This window comes from Ancylobacter polymorphus, from assembly GCF_022836935.1.
Taxonomy (GTDB): Bacteria; Pseudomonadota; Alphaproteobacteria; order Rhizobiales; family Xanthobacteraceae; genus Ancylobacter; species Ancylobacter polymorphus_A.
Map to the genome: position 1 here is coordinate 3871722 of NZ_CP083239.1, position 16198 is coordinate 3887919.

12 protein-coding genes are annotated in these 16198 nt (G+C 68.2%); 2 read left to right on the forward strand and 10 right to left on the reverse strand.

From position 1 onward, the window contains the following. Positions 1–158 precede the first annotated feature (158 nt). The 5 genes from K9D25_RS18545 to K9D25_RS18565 all read right to left on the reverse strand — a co-directional run bounded on the left by K9D25_RS18545 (position 159) and on the right by K9D25_RS18565 (position 4975). Positions 159–374, reverse strand: coding sequence for a cold-shock protein (locus K9D25_RS18545; RefSeq protein ID WP_013165949.1), 216 nt, complete (start codon positions 372–374; stop codon positions 159–161). A 274-nt stretch (positions 375–648) separates the two neighbouring features. Then, entirely contained in the window at positions 649–861 is a 213-nt protein-coding gene (locus K9D25_RS18550; RefSeq protein WP_244377193.1) for a cold-shock protein, read from the reverse strand. Positions 862–1125: 264 nt separating this feature from the next. Continuing rightward, positions 1126–2046, reverse strand: a complete 921-nt coding sequence (locus K9D25_RS18555; protein ID WP_244377195.1) for a PhzF family phenazine biosynthesis protein — start codon at positions 2044–2046, stop codon at positions 1126–1128. Positions 2047–2207: 161 nt separating this feature from the next. Next, positions 2208–2528, reverse strand: coding sequence for a glycine zipper domain-containing protein (locus K9D25_RS18560; protein WP_244377197.1), 321 nt, complete (start codon positions 2526–2528; stop codon positions 2208–2210). A gap of 167 nt (positions 2529–2695) precedes the next feature. Further along, the gene (locus K9D25_RS18565) at positions 2696–4975 is read right to left on the reverse strand and encodes an NADP-dependent malic enzyme (RefSeq protein ID WP_244377199.1); all 2280 of its coding nucleotides are present in this window, start codon (positions 4973–4975) and stop codon (positions 2696–2698) included. A gap of 172 nt (positions 4976–5147) precedes the next feature. On the opposite strand from K9D25_RS18565, the gene K9D25_RS18570 reads away from it, so the two are divergent. Then, a complete protein-coding gene (locus K9D25_RS18570; RefSeq protein WP_244377201.1) occupies positions 5148–7142 on the forward strand; it encodes a hypothetical protein in 1995 nt (664 codons plus the stop codon). A 236-nt stretch (positions 7143–7378) separates the two neighbouring features. Here K9D25_RS18570 and aspS read toward each other — a convergent pair whose 3' ends face one another. Next, positions 7379–9151: an aspartate--tRNA ligase gene (aspS, locus tag K9D25_RS18575; protein ID WP_244377203.1), complete on the reverse strand. Its 1773-nt coding sequence runs from the start codon at positions 9149–9151 to the stop codon at positions 7379–7381. Positions 9152–9292: 141 nt separating this feature from the next. Continuing rightward, complete coding sequence (locus K9D25_RS18580; RefSeq protein ID WP_244377205.1) at positions 9293–9763, reverse strand: DUF992 domain-containing protein; 471 nt, start codon at positions 9761–9763, stop codon at positions 9293–9295. 138 nt (positions 9764–9901) lie between these two features. Here K9D25_RS18580 and rnd point away from each other — a divergent pair, with 138 nt between their 5' ends. Then, entirely contained in the window at positions 9902–11080 is a 1179-nt protein-coding gene (gene rnd / locus K9D25_RS18585) for a ribonuclease D (protein ID WP_244377207.1), read from the forward strand. A 7-nt stretch (positions 11081–11087) separates the two neighbouring features. On the opposite strand, the gene K9D25_RS18590 is transcribed toward rnd, so the two are convergent. The 3 genes from K9D25_RS18590 to K9D25_RS18600 all read right to left on the reverse strand — a co-directional run bounded on the left by K9D25_RS18590 (position 11088) and on the right by K9D25_RS18600 (position 16114). Then, the gene (locus K9D25_RS18590; RefSeq protein ID WP_244377209.1) at positions 11088–12329 is read right to left on the reverse strand and encodes a hypothetical protein; all 1242 of its coding nucleotides are present in this window, start codon (positions 12327–12329) and stop codon (positions 11088–11090) included. A gap of 91 nt (positions 12330–12420) precedes the next feature. Continuing rightward, positions 12421–13938 (reverse strand): Ppx/GppA phosphatase family protein, encoded by a 1518-nt coding sequence (locus K9D25_RS18595; RefSeq protein WP_244377211.1) that lies wholly within the window; start codon positions 13936–13938, stop codon positions 12421–12423. A 4-nt stretch (positions 13939–13942) separates the two neighbouring features. Beyond that, on the reverse strand, positions 13943–16114 hold the full coding sequence (locus tag K9D25_RS18600) for an RNA degradosome polyphosphate kinase (protein WP_244450915.1): 2172 nt from the start codon (positions 16112–16114) through the stop codon (positions 13943–13945). Between the last annotated feature and the right edge of the window lie 84 nt (positions 16115–16198).

The window sequence follows — 16198 nt, forward strand, 5'->3', positions numbered from 1 at the left end:
CGGTTCGCGCTGAAGCGCCAACACTCATGACCCGGGGGCCGCCACCTTTCGGCCGGGCGGCGGCGGCCAAAAGGAAAGAGCCGCCGGCCCGGCGGGGCCGACGGCTCTCCCTTGTTTACGCAGAAGCCGGCGGCAGCCGCCGGCCCCGGAGGGCTGGCTCAGCCGACGCGCAGGTTGACCGCGGAGGTCTTGCCCGAACGCTGGTCGGTCTGCAGCTCGAAGGACACCTTCTCGCCGTCACGCAGGCCCTGGAGGCCCGAACGCTGAACCGCGCTGATGTGGACGAAAACGTCCTTGCCAGCGCCATCGGGCTGAATGAAGCCGTAGCCCTTCTGATCGTTGAACCACTTCACGGTGCCGGTCTGGGTAGACATTAGGATAGTCTCACGTATCGAGGTTGCACATCCGGCGTGGCCGGGGCCAAGCCGCTGGGTCGAATTTGGAAGAAAAGCTGAACGTGCACCCGCAGGTGAAACGGCCCAGAGTCCAGCCAAAGTCTGCGCGAGAGACTAGCGCGAATAGCTGTGTTTGCAAGAGGCGCGCGCGGCAGAAGCAAGACTTCCGCAGCGAAATGTCGCCGCCCCGAAAAGCGACGACATTGTATTTATTCTCATCGGACGCGACCGACCGATGCAGAGCCCTGTCGGCTCAGGCCGGACGCAGATTGACCGCCGAGGTCTTGCCCGAGCGCTGGTCGGTCTGCAGCTCGAAAGACACCTTCTCCCCGTCGCGCAGCCCCTGCAGGCCCGAGCGCTGCACCGCGCTGATGTGGACGAACACGTCCTTGCCGCCATTATCGGGCTGGATGAAGCCGTAGCCCTTCTGCTCGTTGAACCACTTAACCGTGCCGGTATCCGCCATCAGACACAACCTTCGAGACCAGTGAGACACCGGCGAATCCTCACCCGGACCCGCCGAACTGCGCCGCCCCCCCGCCGCCCGGCGGCGCCTTGCGGCAACCGGCGTACGGCGAATTCGGGCTGGGGGTAGCTTGGGCAAAAATATGTCATTTCCACGGCATAAGCCGCCATATTCGAGCCATAAAGCAACCAGAGGGCGAGAAAATTCCGTTACGTCAGCCCCATACCGCTGGGCGCTCGTCCGGCGATGCCAGAACGGCGCGCGTTAGACGGAGACTTCGCCGGACATGACCGGCACGCAGGCACCGCCGATCACCACGGCATCCGGCGTCACCTCGATGGCGATCCGGCTCGGGCGGCCCATATCGACGCCCTGCGCGACCTCGAACCGACGCGGCACCCCGCCTTCGAGCGCGGCGAACCAGGCGCAGGCCGCCGCCGTCGCGCTGCCGGTCGCGGGGTCTTCCGGCAGATTGTCGAAGGGGGAGAACATGCGGGCGGTGACGTCGACGGCGCCGTCAGCCGCGCCGAGTTCCCGGCAATAGAGATAGATCGCATCCGCCCCGTCGCAGGGGAGCAGCGCGGCGAAGGCGGGCAGGTTCGCCTTGGCGCGCGACAGGGCGGCGCGGCTGGCGATTTCGACCACGACGAAGGCGAGGCCCACCGAGGCGACACGCGGCGGGTGCCGGTCGCAGCTTATATCCGCCGTGCTCAGCGACAGGCAGTCGGCAATGGCGTCCGCCGGCAAGGCCTGGCCGAGGCGGAGCGGCTGTGGGGCGCTCAAACATATCTGCGCGATGCGGTCGCCGTCGCGTCGGATGTGCCCCCGCACCAGACCGGCCGCTTCCTCGAAGATGAACGTCTCGCCCAGGACGCCGCCGCCGGCGCTCGCCAGCACAAACGCGGTGCCCACATTGGGATGCCCGGCGAACGGCACTTCCACCGTCGGGGTGAAGATCCGCACCCGGGCGGTATGGGCGGGATCGGACGGGCGGAGCACGAAGCTGCTCTCGGAATAATTGAACTCCCGCGCGATCGCCTGCATCTGCGCGGTTGTCAGCTCATCCGCATCCAGCACGACGGCGAGCGGATTGCCGCCGAAGCGGGTCTGGGTGAACACGTCGACCGTGTGAAAGCGCAACCGCACGAGTGTCTCCCGCCGCGCCGTCGCGGTCGTCATGGCCATCAGCATCACAGGGTTGGCGCGCCGGCCACGCCCGCTGCCCGAAGCCGGACCACCTTGCCCTCAGGCGAAAGCCGGCCGGCTTCACGCAACCAAGCGGCGCCGGTCGCTGGAGGGCGCGCCGATTCCTATCGAACCGGCGCTTTCGCCGGATCGCAGGGCGCTCAGTAGCAGTAATTCTTGCTGACCTTCACCACCTGCCCATTGGGGTAGTGGTACAGGCACTTGCCGTTCGACCAGTAGTAATAGGACTTCTTCTTGTTCTTGTCGCTCTGGTTGCCGATGATCGCGCCGGTCGCGCCGCCGATCACCGCGCCGGCGACCGCGCCGCCGGCCTTGCCGGTGGCAGCACCGCCGATGATGGCGCCGGCCGCGCCGCCGATCAGCGCCCCGGCGGCGGTGTCATTGGCCCGCGCCATGCCAGGGGCGACGGCGAGAAGACCGCCGGCCAGCGCCGCGACCGCACATGAATAACCAAGGCGCATGATGAAACCCTCCGCTGGCGCGGGCGCGCCTGCCGGGCCCGCTGAGATCGGGACCGGCGATTCGCGGCAAAGCCCTGCCCGACCGATCCCAAGGTAAGGTATCATGAAGCCGCAGCGGAGCGAAGCGCGCCGTGCGGCGCGCCCCGTCGCATTCGTCCCCCGCCGGCTCAGCCGTGCTGCGCCTCGACCACGGCGATGGCGGTCATGTTGACGATGCCGCGCGCGGTGACCGAGGGGGTGAGGATGTGGGCGGGCTTGGCCGGGCCCAGCAGGATCGGGCCGACAGGCAGCGCGTCGCCGAACACCTTCACCATCTGGTAGCCGATATTGGCGGCGTCGAGATTGGGCATGACCAGGATGTTGGCCACGCCCTGCAGCCGCGAGCCCGGCAGCACGCGCTCGCGCATTTCCGGCACCAGCGCGCTGTCGCCTTCCATCTCGCCATCGACCATCAGGTCCGGCGCGCGCTGCAGCACGAGGTCGAGCGTGCGGCGCATCTTCTTCGCGCTCTCATCGTCGCGGCTGCCAAAGTCGGAATGCGAGAGCAGCGCCACTTTCGGCTCGATGCCGAAGCGCCGCACATGCGCGGCGGCGAGTTGCGCCATGTCTGCGAGGTCCTCGGCCGTCGGATCGGTCTGCACCTGGGTGTCGCACAGGAAGAACGCACCCTTCTGCGTCAGCAGCATGGACAGCGCCGCCACGTCGCGCACCCCCGGCGCCAGGCCGATAATGGTGCGGATATGGCGCAGATGGCGGATGAACCGGCCTTCCACCCCGCACAGCATGGTGTCGGCATCCCCGCGCACCACGGCAAGCGCGGCGATCACGGTGGGCGTGGTGCGCACCAGCGTGCGGGCGAGTTCGGGTGTCACGCCGCGCCGGCCGGCCAGATCGACATAGGTGGTGACATAGTCGCGGTAGCGCGGATCGTCCTCGGGGTTGATGAGGTCGAACTCCCGACCGGGGCGGATCGAAAGGCCGAAGCGCTGCAGCCGGGTTTCCACGACAGAGGGACGGCCGATCAGGATCGGGCGGGCGATGCCCTCCTCCACCACCACCTGCGCCGCGCGCAGGATGCGCTCATCCTCGCCCTCGGCGTAGATCACCCGCTTGGGCGCCTGCTTGGCGAGGGCGAAGATCGGCTTCATCACCAGGCCGGAGCGGAACACAAAGCGGTCGAGCTGTTCCTGATAGGCGTCGAAATCGGCGATCGGCCGCTTGGCGACGCCGCTCTCCATCGCCGCCCGTGCCACCGCCGGGGCGATGCGCAGGATGAGGCGCGGGTCGAAGGGCGAGGGAATGAGCGAGGCCGGACCGAACACCGGGGTCTCGCCGCCATAGGCGCGGGCGACCACGTCGGAGGGCGTCTCGCGCGCCAGCTCGGCGATGGCGTTGACCGCCGCCACCTTCATCTCCTCATTGATCGTCGTCGCCCCCGCATCGAGCGCGCCGCGGAAGATGAAGGGGAAGCACAGGACGTTGTTGACCTGGTTGGGGAAGTCCGAACGGCCGGTGCAGATCATCGCGTCGGGGCGCGCGTCGCGGGCGAGATCGGGCATGATCTCCGGCGTCGGGTTGGCCAGCGCCATGATCAGCGGGCGGTCGGCCATGGTCTTCAGCATTTCCGGCTTGAGCACGCCGCCGGCGGAGAGGCCGATGAAGATGTCGGCACCCTCGATCACCTCGGCCAGCGTGCGCTTGTCGGTCTTCTGCGCGAACACCCCCTTATAGGGGTCCATCAGCTTTTCGCGGCCCTCATAGACCACGCCCTCGATGTCGGTGACCCAGATGTTCTCGCGCCGGGCGCCCATGGAGCGCAGCAGGTTCAGCGTGGCGATGGCGGCGGCGCCGGCGCCTGACGTGACGATCTTCACATCTTCCAGCTTCTTGCCGCCGATGTGCAGCGCATTGACGATGGCCGCCACCACGATGATGGCGGTGCCGTGCTGGTCGTCATGGAAGACCGGGATCGCCATCTTCTCGCGCAGGCGCGTCTCGATCTCGAAGCACTCCGGCGCCTTGATGTCTTCAAGGTTGATGCCGCCGAAGGTCGGCTCCAGCGCCGCCACCACGCTCACCACATGGTCGGGTTCGAGCGCGTTGATCTCGATATCGAACACGTCGATGCCGGCGAATTTCTTGAACAGGACCGCCTTGCCTTCCATGACCGGCTTGGAGGCTTCCGGGCCGATATTGCCGAGGCCGAGCACGGCGGTACCGTTGGACACCACGGCGACGAGGTTCTGCCGGGCCGTCAGCTCCGCCACCAGCTCCTTTTCAGCGGCGATCGCCTCGCACACGGCGGCGACGCCGGGCGTATAGGCCAAAGCGAGGTCGCGCTGGTTCGCCAGCGGCTTGGTGGCCTGGATCTCAAGCTTACCGGGCCGCGGATTGCGGTGATAGAACAGCGCGCCAGAGCGCAGATCGTCGGAGATGTAAGAGGCCATCGTTTTTCCTTCCCCGGAGCGTGGCGGGGGAGCATAGGCATTCTGTTCCGCCGCACAACGGCTTTCCGATTTTCTGGTGCTGTACTTTGGACGGTTGGTTTAAGGTGAATCCGCCGCCGGCACGCTGCGGCGAATCCCGTCCGTCCCCGCTCCGCCCCCAGGTCAGCCTCGCATGCGCAAGCCGTTTATCATCGCTCTCGTCGCCCTCCTCATCCTTGGAATTGGCGGCTATTTCGGCATCGGGCTCTACGTCAACCACGTGGCGCGCAGCGAGGTCGATTCGGCCCTCGGCACGCTTCGGGCCGGCGGCGCGACCGCGAGCGTCGAGGATGTGCGCTACGACCTGTTCGCCGGCCGCTTCGAGATGCGCGGCCTCTCGCTGGCCGGTCCCGGACAGGGCGCGCTGAAGATCGGCACGCTGGTCGCCAGCGGCGTCGAGCGGCGCGGCAATGAGCGGGTGTTCGCGCGCGATGTCGCCCTTACCGACGTGGCGCTCAGCCCGCCGCTCGGCCTTGGCGGCATCGACACCTCGGAATACCGCGCCCCGCGCGCCGCGATTACCGGGCTGGAATTCCCGATGCGCGCTCCGGTGGACGGCACCCCGCCGCAGATCGCGCTCAGCTTTCTGCGCCAGGTCACGGCCGAGCGCGTCGATATCCCGGTCTCCACCAACACCGGCAGCAGCGGCACCGGCGACACGCGGATCGTCAGCGAGGAGACCAACGGCGCCATCCGCCTCGATGCGCTCGCCAAGGGTCGTTTCGCCCGCGTGACCGCCGAGCCCTCGCGCTTCACCCTCAGCGGCCCCACCGGCAGCAGCGGCAAGGGCTCGGTCGGACGGGTCGAGATCACGGGGTTCGACGTGGCGGCGGTTCTGATTCTCTTGGATTCGGAACTGCGCGAGGCCAGCGATGCGTTCATCACCGTCCATGATTCCATCGCCATGGCCGACTATGAGCTGACGCTCGATGGCGGCGTGTCGCAGCGTATCAAGAACATGACGATGAAGGAGGTGGCGATCCGTCCCTCCGCCATTCCGGTCGAGGAAATCCTCGCCATGCGCGGACAGCTGGAAAAGCTCGCCGCCGCCGGCCGCGAAGCCCCGCCGGAGGAAGCCGCCGAGCTGTTCCGCCTGATCGCCAGCATTTACGACGAGGGCATCCGCATTGGCGGCATGTCCCTCGACACGCTGGACGCCACCGCCCCGGGCGGCATCGCCTTCAGCCTCGGGGCGTTCACTCTGGGCGCCGTGGAAGGCGGACGGATCGACAGCCTGACGCTGGACAAGCTCGCCGGCACCGGGCCGGCGGGCGAGAGCTTCAAGATGGGGCGCTTCGCCCTTGGCGGCCTGCGAGCCGGCACGCTGATGACGCTGCTGGCGGACACGGCCGAACATCCGGCGCAGGTCGGCCGCTGGCCGGCGCCGTTCTTCAACACGCTCGAATCCCTTTCCATCGACAAGCTGGAAGCCCCCACCGAGCAAGGCTCGCCGCTCGACATCGACCGCTTTGCCCTCACCTGGACCGCCGAGCCGGATGCGCTGCCGACCCGCATCTCCGCCACGCTGCGGATGAGCGGGCCGACCGCGCTGGTCAACAGCGGCAAGTCCGCCTTCGCGCTGGTGCCGGGGCAGTTGAACCGGGCGAGCATCGCCGTCGATTTCGGCGCCGCCTGGAACGAGGCCGCCAATACGGTGGTGGTGGAGCCGGCCTATGTCGAAATCTCCGACGCCTTCTCGCTGAATCTCCGGCTCAGCCTCAGCGGCGTCGACGATTCCGTGTTCTCCACCGAGCCGGACGAGGCGCTGGCGGGGGCGGGCGAGGTCAATCTCGACGCGCTCGACCTCACGCTGACCGATGCCGGCCTGTACGATCAGAAGCTGGAAGAGGCGGCGAAGGAACAGGGGCTGAAGCCGGAGGAAATCCGCCAGCTCTTCGCCGGCTTCGCCGATCTCCTGCTCGGCCAGGCGGTGGCGGACCGGCCGGAACTCGGGCCGGCGGTGGATGCCTTCATCCGCTTCGTGCAGAAGCCGATGGGCACGCTGTCGCTGCGCGTCACCCCGCGCAACCCGCCGCTGCCCATGCTGCTCATCGTCGAGGCGCTGAACAGCGAGGACCCGCTGTCGCTGGTGGACGAACTCAACGTCACCACCCCCGCCGCGCCCTGAACGCGGCGACGCGACCCTGACCCTCCCTCATCCCCGGGCTTGACCCGGGGATCCAGCCGCCTGCCCCTGCGGCATTCCTCTGGGTGGCCGGGTCAAGCCCGGCCATGAGGGTGTGCGTGGGGGGCCGCTAGAGCGTTTTCGAGCGAAGTGGATACCGGTTCGCGTGAAGAAAACGCGATAGAACAACGAATTAGATCATTTCACTGTTTCCGTGAAACAGTGAAATGATCTAGGCCTCACTTCTCCGGCAGGTTGGTGCGGATGTGCAGTTCGCGCAGCTGCTTCGGGCTCGCCTCATTGGGCGCGCCCATGAGGATGTCCTGCGCCTGCTGGTTCATCGGGAAGATGGAGATTTCGCGCAGATTCGTGGTGCCGCACAGCAGCATCACGATGCGGTCCACACCCGCCGCCATGCCGCCATGCGGGGGCGCGCCATACTGGAAGGCGCGGTAGAGGCCGCCGAAGCGCTCCTGCACCGTCGCCTCGTCATAGCCGGCGATCTCGAACGCCTTCACCATCGCCTCGGGACGGTGGTTGCGGATGCCGCCGGACGCGATCTCATAGCCATTGCAGGCGATATCGTACTGGAACGCCTTGATGGTCAGCGGGTCCTGGTTGTTCAGCGCCTCAAGCCCGCCCTGCGGCATGGAGAAGGGGTTGTGCGAGAAGTCGACCTTCTTGTCCTCTTCCGACCACTCATAGAACGGGAAGTCGACGATCCAGGCCAGCTCGAAGCGGTCATGGTCGACCAGCTTCAGCTCCTCGCCCACCTTGGTGCGGGCGGCGCCGGCGAACTTCACGAACTTCTCCGGGTTGCCGGCGACGAAGAAGGCGGCATCGCCCTCCTTGAGGCCGAGCTGCGCGCGGATGGCCTCGGTGCGCTCCGGGCCGATATTGTTGGCGAGCGGACCGGCGCCCTCCCCGCCCTCGCGCCACATGATGTAGCCGAGGCCCGGCTGCCCCTCGCCCTGCGCCCACGAGTTCATGCGGTCGCAGAAGGCGCGGGAGCCGCCGCCGGTGCCGGGGATCGCCCACACGCGGTTTTTCGGGTCTTCCAGCATGCGCGCGAAGACCTTGAAGCCGGAACCGCGGAAATGCTCGGACACGTCCTGCATCTCGATCGGGTTGCGCAGATCCGGCTTGTCGGTGCCGTATTTCTGCATCGACACCGCGTAGGGAATGCGCGGCCAGTTCTTCGTCACCGGCTTGCCGTCGGCGAAGGCCTCGAACACGCCGGTGATCACAGGCTCGACGGCGGCGAAAATGTCTTCCTGCTCGACGAAGCTCATCTCCAGATCGAGCTGATAGAACTCGCCCGGCAGGCGGTCGGCGCGCGGGTCCTCGTCGCGGAAGCACGGTGCGATCTGGAAGTAGCGGTCGAAGCCGCTCATCATGATCAGCTGCTTGTACTGCTGCGGCGCCTGCGGCAGGGCGTAGAACTTGCCGGGGTGCAGGCGCGAGGGCACCAGGAAGTCGCGCGCGCCTTCCGGCGAGGAAGCGGTGAGGATCGGCGTCTGGAATTCGAAGAAGCCCTGCGCCTTCATCTTCGCGCGCATGGCGTCGACGATGGCGCCGCGGGTCATGATGTTCTTGTGCAGCTTCTCGCGGCGCAGGTCGAGGAAGCGGTAGCGCAGCCGCGTCTCCTCGGGGTACTCGACATCGCCGAAGACGGGGAGCGGCAGCTCGGCGGCAGGGCCGAGCACCTCGATCTCGGTGGCGTACATCTCCACCTGGCCGGTCGGCAGTTCGGGGTTCTCGGTGCCGGCGGGGCGCAGGCGCACCCGGCCATCGACCCGGATCACCCATTCCGCCCGCACCGTCTCGGCCAGCTTGAACGCCGGGCTGTCGGGATCGACCACCACCTGGGTGAGGCCGTAATGGTCGCGCAGGTCGATGAACAGCACGCCGCCATGGTCGCGGATGCGGTGACACCAGCCGGACAGCCGCGCGGTGGTGCCGACATCGCCGGCGCGAAGGGCGCCACAGGTGTGCGAGCGATAGCGGTGCATGGCGTCTTCCCGGAGTTGGTGCCGCCGCAAGAGGGCGGAACATAGCAGAACACCCCTCACGCGGGGCGCGCGGAGGGGTGCCTGCGAGGCTTGGATTTGTCAAGACGAGACGGCCGCCCGCTAAAGGAGGGCGGCCGGCTCTCAGGGCACGTAGCGCAGGTTCAGCCCGCCCACGCCCAGCGCCAGCGAGGCGCCGACATTGCCTTCGACCGAGACCGGGTTGAGCGCGATCGACCGGTCGGAACCGACCAGCACATTGGCGCCGACGCCGACGCCCAGCGCCACGTCGCCGGTCACGCCGCCATAGGGGCCGGCCAGCGCGCCGGGAGCGACCGACTTGGTCAGCGCCAGCACGCCCCAGGTGAGCACGCCGCCGCCGGTGACGCCGAGTTCGACGCCGATATTCTTGATGGTGCCGGCATAGCGCTGCTCGGGACCGTTGTCGGCCGGCGTGAAGGTGCAGGTCAGTTCCTGCTTGGACTCGATCAGCATGCCGATGCTGGCGCCGGCATTGCACACCAGCACGCCCGCATTCACCCGCTCGGCGGCGGAGGCCGGCACAAAGGAAAGCGCCAGAGCGGCGGTGGCGAGAGCGAAGACGGTCTTCTTCATGGATATCCCCCGGAGATGGCGGCATTGCCGCCGTAAAGGCTTGGCGACTCGTCGCCGGCCGTCGATCATCCTCGGCGTAGATTACGGCATGATTTCGGGGTCGAAACGGCGCCGCGAGTCCGATATGTAAAAATTGACATGAACATGATCACAACCACCGACGACCTCGCCGCGGCCTGCGAACGCCTCGCCCGCCATCCGTTCATCACCATCGACACGGAATTCCTGCGCGAAACCACCTTCTGGCCCAAGCTCTGCGTCGTGCAGCTGGCCAGCGTGGACGAGGCGCTGGTGGTCGACGCGCTGGCCGAGGGGCTCGACCTCGCGCCGTTCTTCGCGCTGATGTCGAATCCGGACGTGCTGAAGGTGTTCCACGCCGGCCGGCAGGACATCGAAATCGTCTGGCACCTCGCCGGCATCATCCCGACCCCGGTCTTCGACACCCAGGTCGCGGCCATGGTGCTCGGCCATGGCGATTCCATCTCCTATGACCAGCTGGTGCAGCGCCTCACCGGCGAAGTGCTCGACAAGTCGCTGCGCTTCACCGACTGGTCGCGCCGCCCGCTCTCGGCGGCGCAGGTCGCCTATGCCGAAGCCGATGTCACCCATCTGCGCGATGTGTTCCTCAAGCTCGACGCTGACCTGAAGAAGCGCGGCCGCGCCGACTGGGTGGGCGAAGAGATGGCCGTGCTCACCTCGCCCGACACCTACCGGCAGGAGCCCGAGCGCGCTTGGGAGCGGCTGCGCTCGCGCGCCCGCAAGCCCAAGGACCTCGCCGTGCTGATGGAAGTCGCCGCCTGGCGCGAGCGCGAGGCGCAGTCGCGCGACACGCCGCGCTCGCGCATTCTCAAGGACGACGTGATCGGCGAGATCGCCTCGCAGCACCCGACCACCATCGAGAAGCTGGGCCAATTGCGCGCGATCCCCAAGGGTTTCGAGCGCTCCCGCGCCGGCGAGATGATCGTCGAGGCGGTGAAGGCCGGCCTGGCCCGCGACCCCAAGACCCTGCCGCGCATCGAGCGCGACCGGCCGCTGTCCAACGGCGCCTCGGCGACGGTGGAACTGCTGAAGGTTCTGCTGCGCATGACCTCCGAGCAGCACGGCGTCGCCGCCAAGGTCATCGCCACGGTGGACGATCTGGAGCGCATCGCCTCAGAGGACGCGCCCGATGTAGGGGCGCTGCGCGGCTGGCGCGGCGAATTGTTCGGCGATCGCGCCATGGCGCTGAAATCCGGCCGGCTGGCGCTCGCCATGCAGCGCGGGCGGGTCATCGCCATCGAGCGGACCGCACTGGACAAGGCGGGTGCGGCGGACTGAGCCCGCCTCACCCCTCGCTCTGCCGGGCGCGCCGCAGTTCCACCAGCAGCGCGCGCAAAAGTTCCGGCTCGTCCCAGGGCACGGCCTGCCAGACCGCCCGCAATTCGGCATCGGGCGGGCCTTGCATCACCGCCTGCGGAAACAGCGCCACGCGCGTCTCCTCGCCCACGGTGCGCGGCGCGGCCTCCCCCTCCTCCGGCGAAGCGTGGAGATGGGCAAGCAGCAGCGCGGTGAGATCCAGCCCGGCGCGGGCACCGAAAGGCAGCACGGGCGTCGGGCGGGCATTGCATTCGAGCAGCCACGCCCGGTCCTCCGCATCGATGAGGAAATCGAACGAGACGAAGCCCGAGGCGCCGAACGCCGCCACCAGCGCCGCCGAGGCGGCGACGAGATCGGGCCGGGCAACATAGCGCAGCACATCGGCCGGCAGGATGTCGCGCGACCGCCGCTCCGCCACGGCGGTCAGCACGCCGAGCGTGCGCCCCTCCATCGCCGCCGCGCAGCTCACCGCCAGCCGCCCCTCGATGTAAGGCTGCACGCTCACCTCGCTCGGCGGGGCGATCCAGTCCCGCGCCAGCAGCCGCGCTTTCAGGCGCGGCCAGCGCGATTTCCGCCGCATCCAGCGCGCGCCGATGGCGTCGAGTTCCTCCGGCGTGCGGCAGATGGCGACGCCGCTACCGCCGCAGCTACGCGGCCGTTTGACGACGACGGGATAGCCCAGCCGCTGCGCCGCCGCCCGCGCCTCCTCCAGCGTCGCCGCCCGGATGTCCTCCGGCGCCCGCACGCCGATGTCCCGCGCGAGGCGCTGGGTCAGCGGCTTGAGGATGCGGTCGGACAGCGTGTCGAGCCGGCCGAGCGAGCGGGCGAGGCAGGCCGCCAGCCCCGGCGAGAGCGCCGCCAGGCCGGGGCGGCCGGCCTGGGTGCTGAGATGATCCAGCAGCCACAGCGTGCGCTCGTCGCATGGCACGAGAAGGTCAGGCGCGAAGGCGGCGACCGCGCGCTCCAGCCCTGCCCGCAGGCGGCGGGCGTTCAGCGTCGCCTCAAGCGGAAAGCGCGTGGCGATGTGGGGGGAGCGGAACATTAGGCTGTCCGGCGCCGCCAGCGCCGCCAGTTCGGCCCCCGCCGCCGCGAAGGCGGCCGGCAGCCGGCAGCTGGAAATGTGCCGCGCCTCCAGGGCGACCAGCAGCACCCGCGCGGGCGGGCGCCCGCCGGCCGGCCGAGCCGTGGCGTGGTCATCAGGAAAAAGCACGGAACGGCCCCCGCCGGCGCAGACTGCGCATCCGGCGGGCTTCTAGCGGGGTGGGCGGGACAAATCCAGCCCCTGCCGCCCGTCGCCGAGACTAGCCGGCGACCACCACCGAGTCGCGTCCGATCAGCCGGCCGAGCGTGCGCAGGCGGCTGGCGATGCGGTCGCCGCTGAGCGGGGCGAGGTCGCCACGCAGCTGCAGCGAGAGCTTGCCGCGTTCCACGGTCAGCGGCGTCAGCGGCAGCGTGCCCGGCATGGCGGCGGAGAGGATATAGCCCACCCGCATCGCCGCGCCGAGAATGCGCGCCCGGTCCAGCAGCCGGGCCGAGACCAATTCGCGGATGCGCGGCGACAGGTCTTCGTCCACCAGCCCGACATGCCGGTAATAGATGGCGAGGGCCAGGAAGGCGCGGCCGGGATGGTCGACGCCGATGAAGGAGGCATGGGCGATGAGATTCAGGCTCTGCTCGCCGCGATAATCGGGATGCGCCCGCCAGCTGATGTCGGAGAGCAGACAGGCGGCATGGCGCAGCCGCTTCTCCTCCACGCTTTCGTCGATGTGGCTGGATTTCATGAACTGGTCGGTCCAGTCGATGAGTTCCCAGCCATGGGCGGGGGAGCGGGCGCGGACCTCGTTCAGCTCGGCGGCGGCGGAGATCAGCGGATCGAGGCTGCGGTCTTCCTCGCTGAGAAGCTCATAGAGCAACCCCTCGCGCACGCCCTGCGCCGAGATGAAGACATTGGCCGGCTTGCCGATGCGGATCACATGTTCCAGCACCAGCGCGCCATAGGGCAGCAGCGGCCGGCGCACATCGGACACGGTGTCGATGCGCGAGAGCGTGTCGATCGGCACCTGCCGCACCAGCCGGCAGAATTCCAGCGCCTCGCGCGCGGGGATGATGTAGCCGTGCATCACATGCAGGGGATAGCCGCGCTGGAACATGTGCAGCCGCGCCAGCGCGCGCCAGGTGCCGCCCACGGCGTAGAAGGTGCGGCCCTTGAGATGTTCGAGATGCGGGTCCTTGGCCAGCAGGTCCTTGACGATCTTGTCGGCCTTTTTCAGCGAGCGGCCGGACGTATCCTGCAAGGCGAGGCCGCCGAGCGGGAAGGTGACGCCGGAGCCGATGCGCTGGCCATGAAGGTCGGCCAGTTCCAGCGAGCCGCCGCCGAGATCGCCGACCACGCCATTGGCGTGATGCACGCCGGAAAGGATGCCGAGCGCGGAAAGCTGCGCCTCGCGCTTGCCGGAGAGCACCTCCACCTCGGTGCGGCAGATGTCGCGGCAGGCATTGACGAAATCCGGCCCGTTGGAGGCATCGCGCGCCGCCGCGGTGGCGAGCACATAGAGCGTGCCCACCCCCATGCGGTCGCACAGCACCCGGAAGCGGCGCAGGGCGGCGAGCGCCTTTTCCACCGCGTCCGGGTTCAGGCGGCCGGTGGTCAGCACCTCCCGGCCGAGCCCGCAGGAGGCCTTCTCGTTGAAGATCGGCGTCGGCGAGCGCGACAGGCGCTCATAGACGACGAGGCGGACGGAGTTGGAACCGATATCGATGACGGCGATCGACATGCCGGACAACAGGCCGTGTCCGGCATCACGCAAGGCTTCGCTCATGCGCTCACGTCCGTTCGCGACGGCGCAGGAGGTTTCGGGGCGAGGATTCCTTGAGCGACTTACCACGTCCCGACAGGCTCGGATTGGTCATGAAATATTGCTGGGCGTTGAATTTTTCCTCGCCCTCGCCGGGCACTATGCGCTGCGACGAGCCATCGGGCAACACGCGCCAGCTCTGCTGGTTGTCCTGCAGGTTCGCGACCATGATCTGGTCGAGAATCTGCATGTGCACCGTCGGGTTGGTGACCGGGCACAGCGATTCGACGCGGCGGTCGAGATTGCGCGGCATCAGGTCGGCCGAGGAGATGTAGACGGCGGAGTCCGCATGCGGCAGGCCGTGGCCATTGCCGAAGCAATAGATGCGCTCATGTTCCAGGAAGCGGCCAACGATGGACTTGACGCGGATATTCTCCGACAGGCCCGGCACGCCCGGCCGCAGGCAGCAGATGCCGCGCACCACGATGTCGATCGGCACGCCCGCCTGGCTGGCGCGGTAGAGCGCGTCGATGATCATCGGGTCGACCAGCGAGTTCATCTTCAGCCAGATCGCCGCCGGCTTGCCGGCCTTGGCGAATTCCACCTCGCCATGGATATGGTCGAGGATGCGCTTCTTCAGCGTCAGCGGGGCGATGGCCAGCGCTTCCAGCTCCACCGGCTCGGCATAGCCGGTGATGAAGTTGAAGATGCGCGCCACATCGCGCCCGATCGCCGGGTCGGCGGTGAAGAAGGACAGGTCGGTATAGATGCGGGCGGTGATGGGGTGATAATTGCCCGTGCCGACATGGCAGTAGCTCGCCAGCGCGCCACCCTCGCGGCGCACCACCAGCGAGAGCTTGGCGTGGGTCTTCAGCTCCAGGAAGCCGAACACCACCTGCACGCCGGCCCGCTCCAGATCGCGCGCCCAGCGGATGTTGGCTTCCTCGTCGAAGCGCGCCTTCAGCTCCACCAGCGCCGTCACCGACTTGCCGGCCTCCGCCGCCTCGGCCAGCGCCTTGACGATGGGGCTGTCGGAAGAGGTGCGGTAGAGCGTCTGCTTGATGGCGACGACGTTGGGGTCGCGCGCCGCCTGGCGCAGGAACTGCACCACCACGTCGAACGACTCATAGGGGTGATGGACCACCAGGTCCTTCTCGCGGATGGCGGCGAAGCAGTCGCCGGCATGGTCGCGGATGCGCTCGGGAAAGCGCGGGTTGTACGGCTTGAACTTCAGGTCCGGCCGGTCGATGCCGACGAGCTGGCTGAACTCGTTCAGCGCCAGCACGCCGTCGACCAGGAACACCTCGTCCCCGGCCACGCCGAGTTCGCGGGCGACGAAGACGCGCAGTTCCTCGGGCATTGAGGCGTCCACCTCCAGCCGGATCACCTGCCCCAGCCGCCGACGCTTCAGCGCCGTCTCGAACTGGCGCATCAGGTCCTCGGCCTCTTCCTCGACTTCGAGGTCGCTGTCGCGGATGACGCGGAAGCCGCCCTGCCCCTTCACCTGATAGCCCGGGAACAGGCGGCCGATGAACAGGCCGATCATCTGTTCGAGGGTGATGAAGCGCTGCACCCCGCCCTCGCCGTCCGGCAGGCGGATGAAGCGGTCGATCTTGGCCGGCACACGGATGAGCGCGTTCATCGCCCGCCCGTCATGGATACGCGCCAGCTGCAGCGCCAGCGAGAAGCCGAGATTCGGAATGAACGGGAACGGATGCGCCGGGTCGATGGCGAGCGGGGTGAGCACCGGGAACACATGGGCGAGGAAGAAATCGTCCAGCACCGCCCGGTCGGCCTTCTCCACATCGGCGCCGTCCACCAGCACGATGCCGCAGCCGATCAGCGATTGGCGCAGGTCGCGCCAGCGGGCCTGCTGGTCCTCGGCGAGTTCGGCCGCCGCCGCGCCGATGCGGGCGAGCTGTTCCACCGGGTTCAGCCCGTCCGGGCTGCGCACCGTGTAGCCCTCGCGCACCTGCTCCTTCAGGCCGGCGACGCGGACCATGAAGAATTCGTCGAGATTATTGGCCGAGATGGAAAGGAAGCGCAGCTGTTCGAGCATCGGGTGCTCGGTGTTGGCGGCCTCCTCCAGCACCCGGCGGTTGAATTCGAGCCAGGACAGTTCGCGGTTGATGAAGCGCTCGGGCGACTTCATCAGCTCGTCCTCCAGCGGCCGCGGGGGTACCGTCGGCTGGATGGCCATTTCGGTCAGTTCGACAAGCTGTTCCACCGGTGTTTCCGTCTCGCTCACCGTCGGCACTCCATCCTCTTTGCGGGGGGCCCGCTT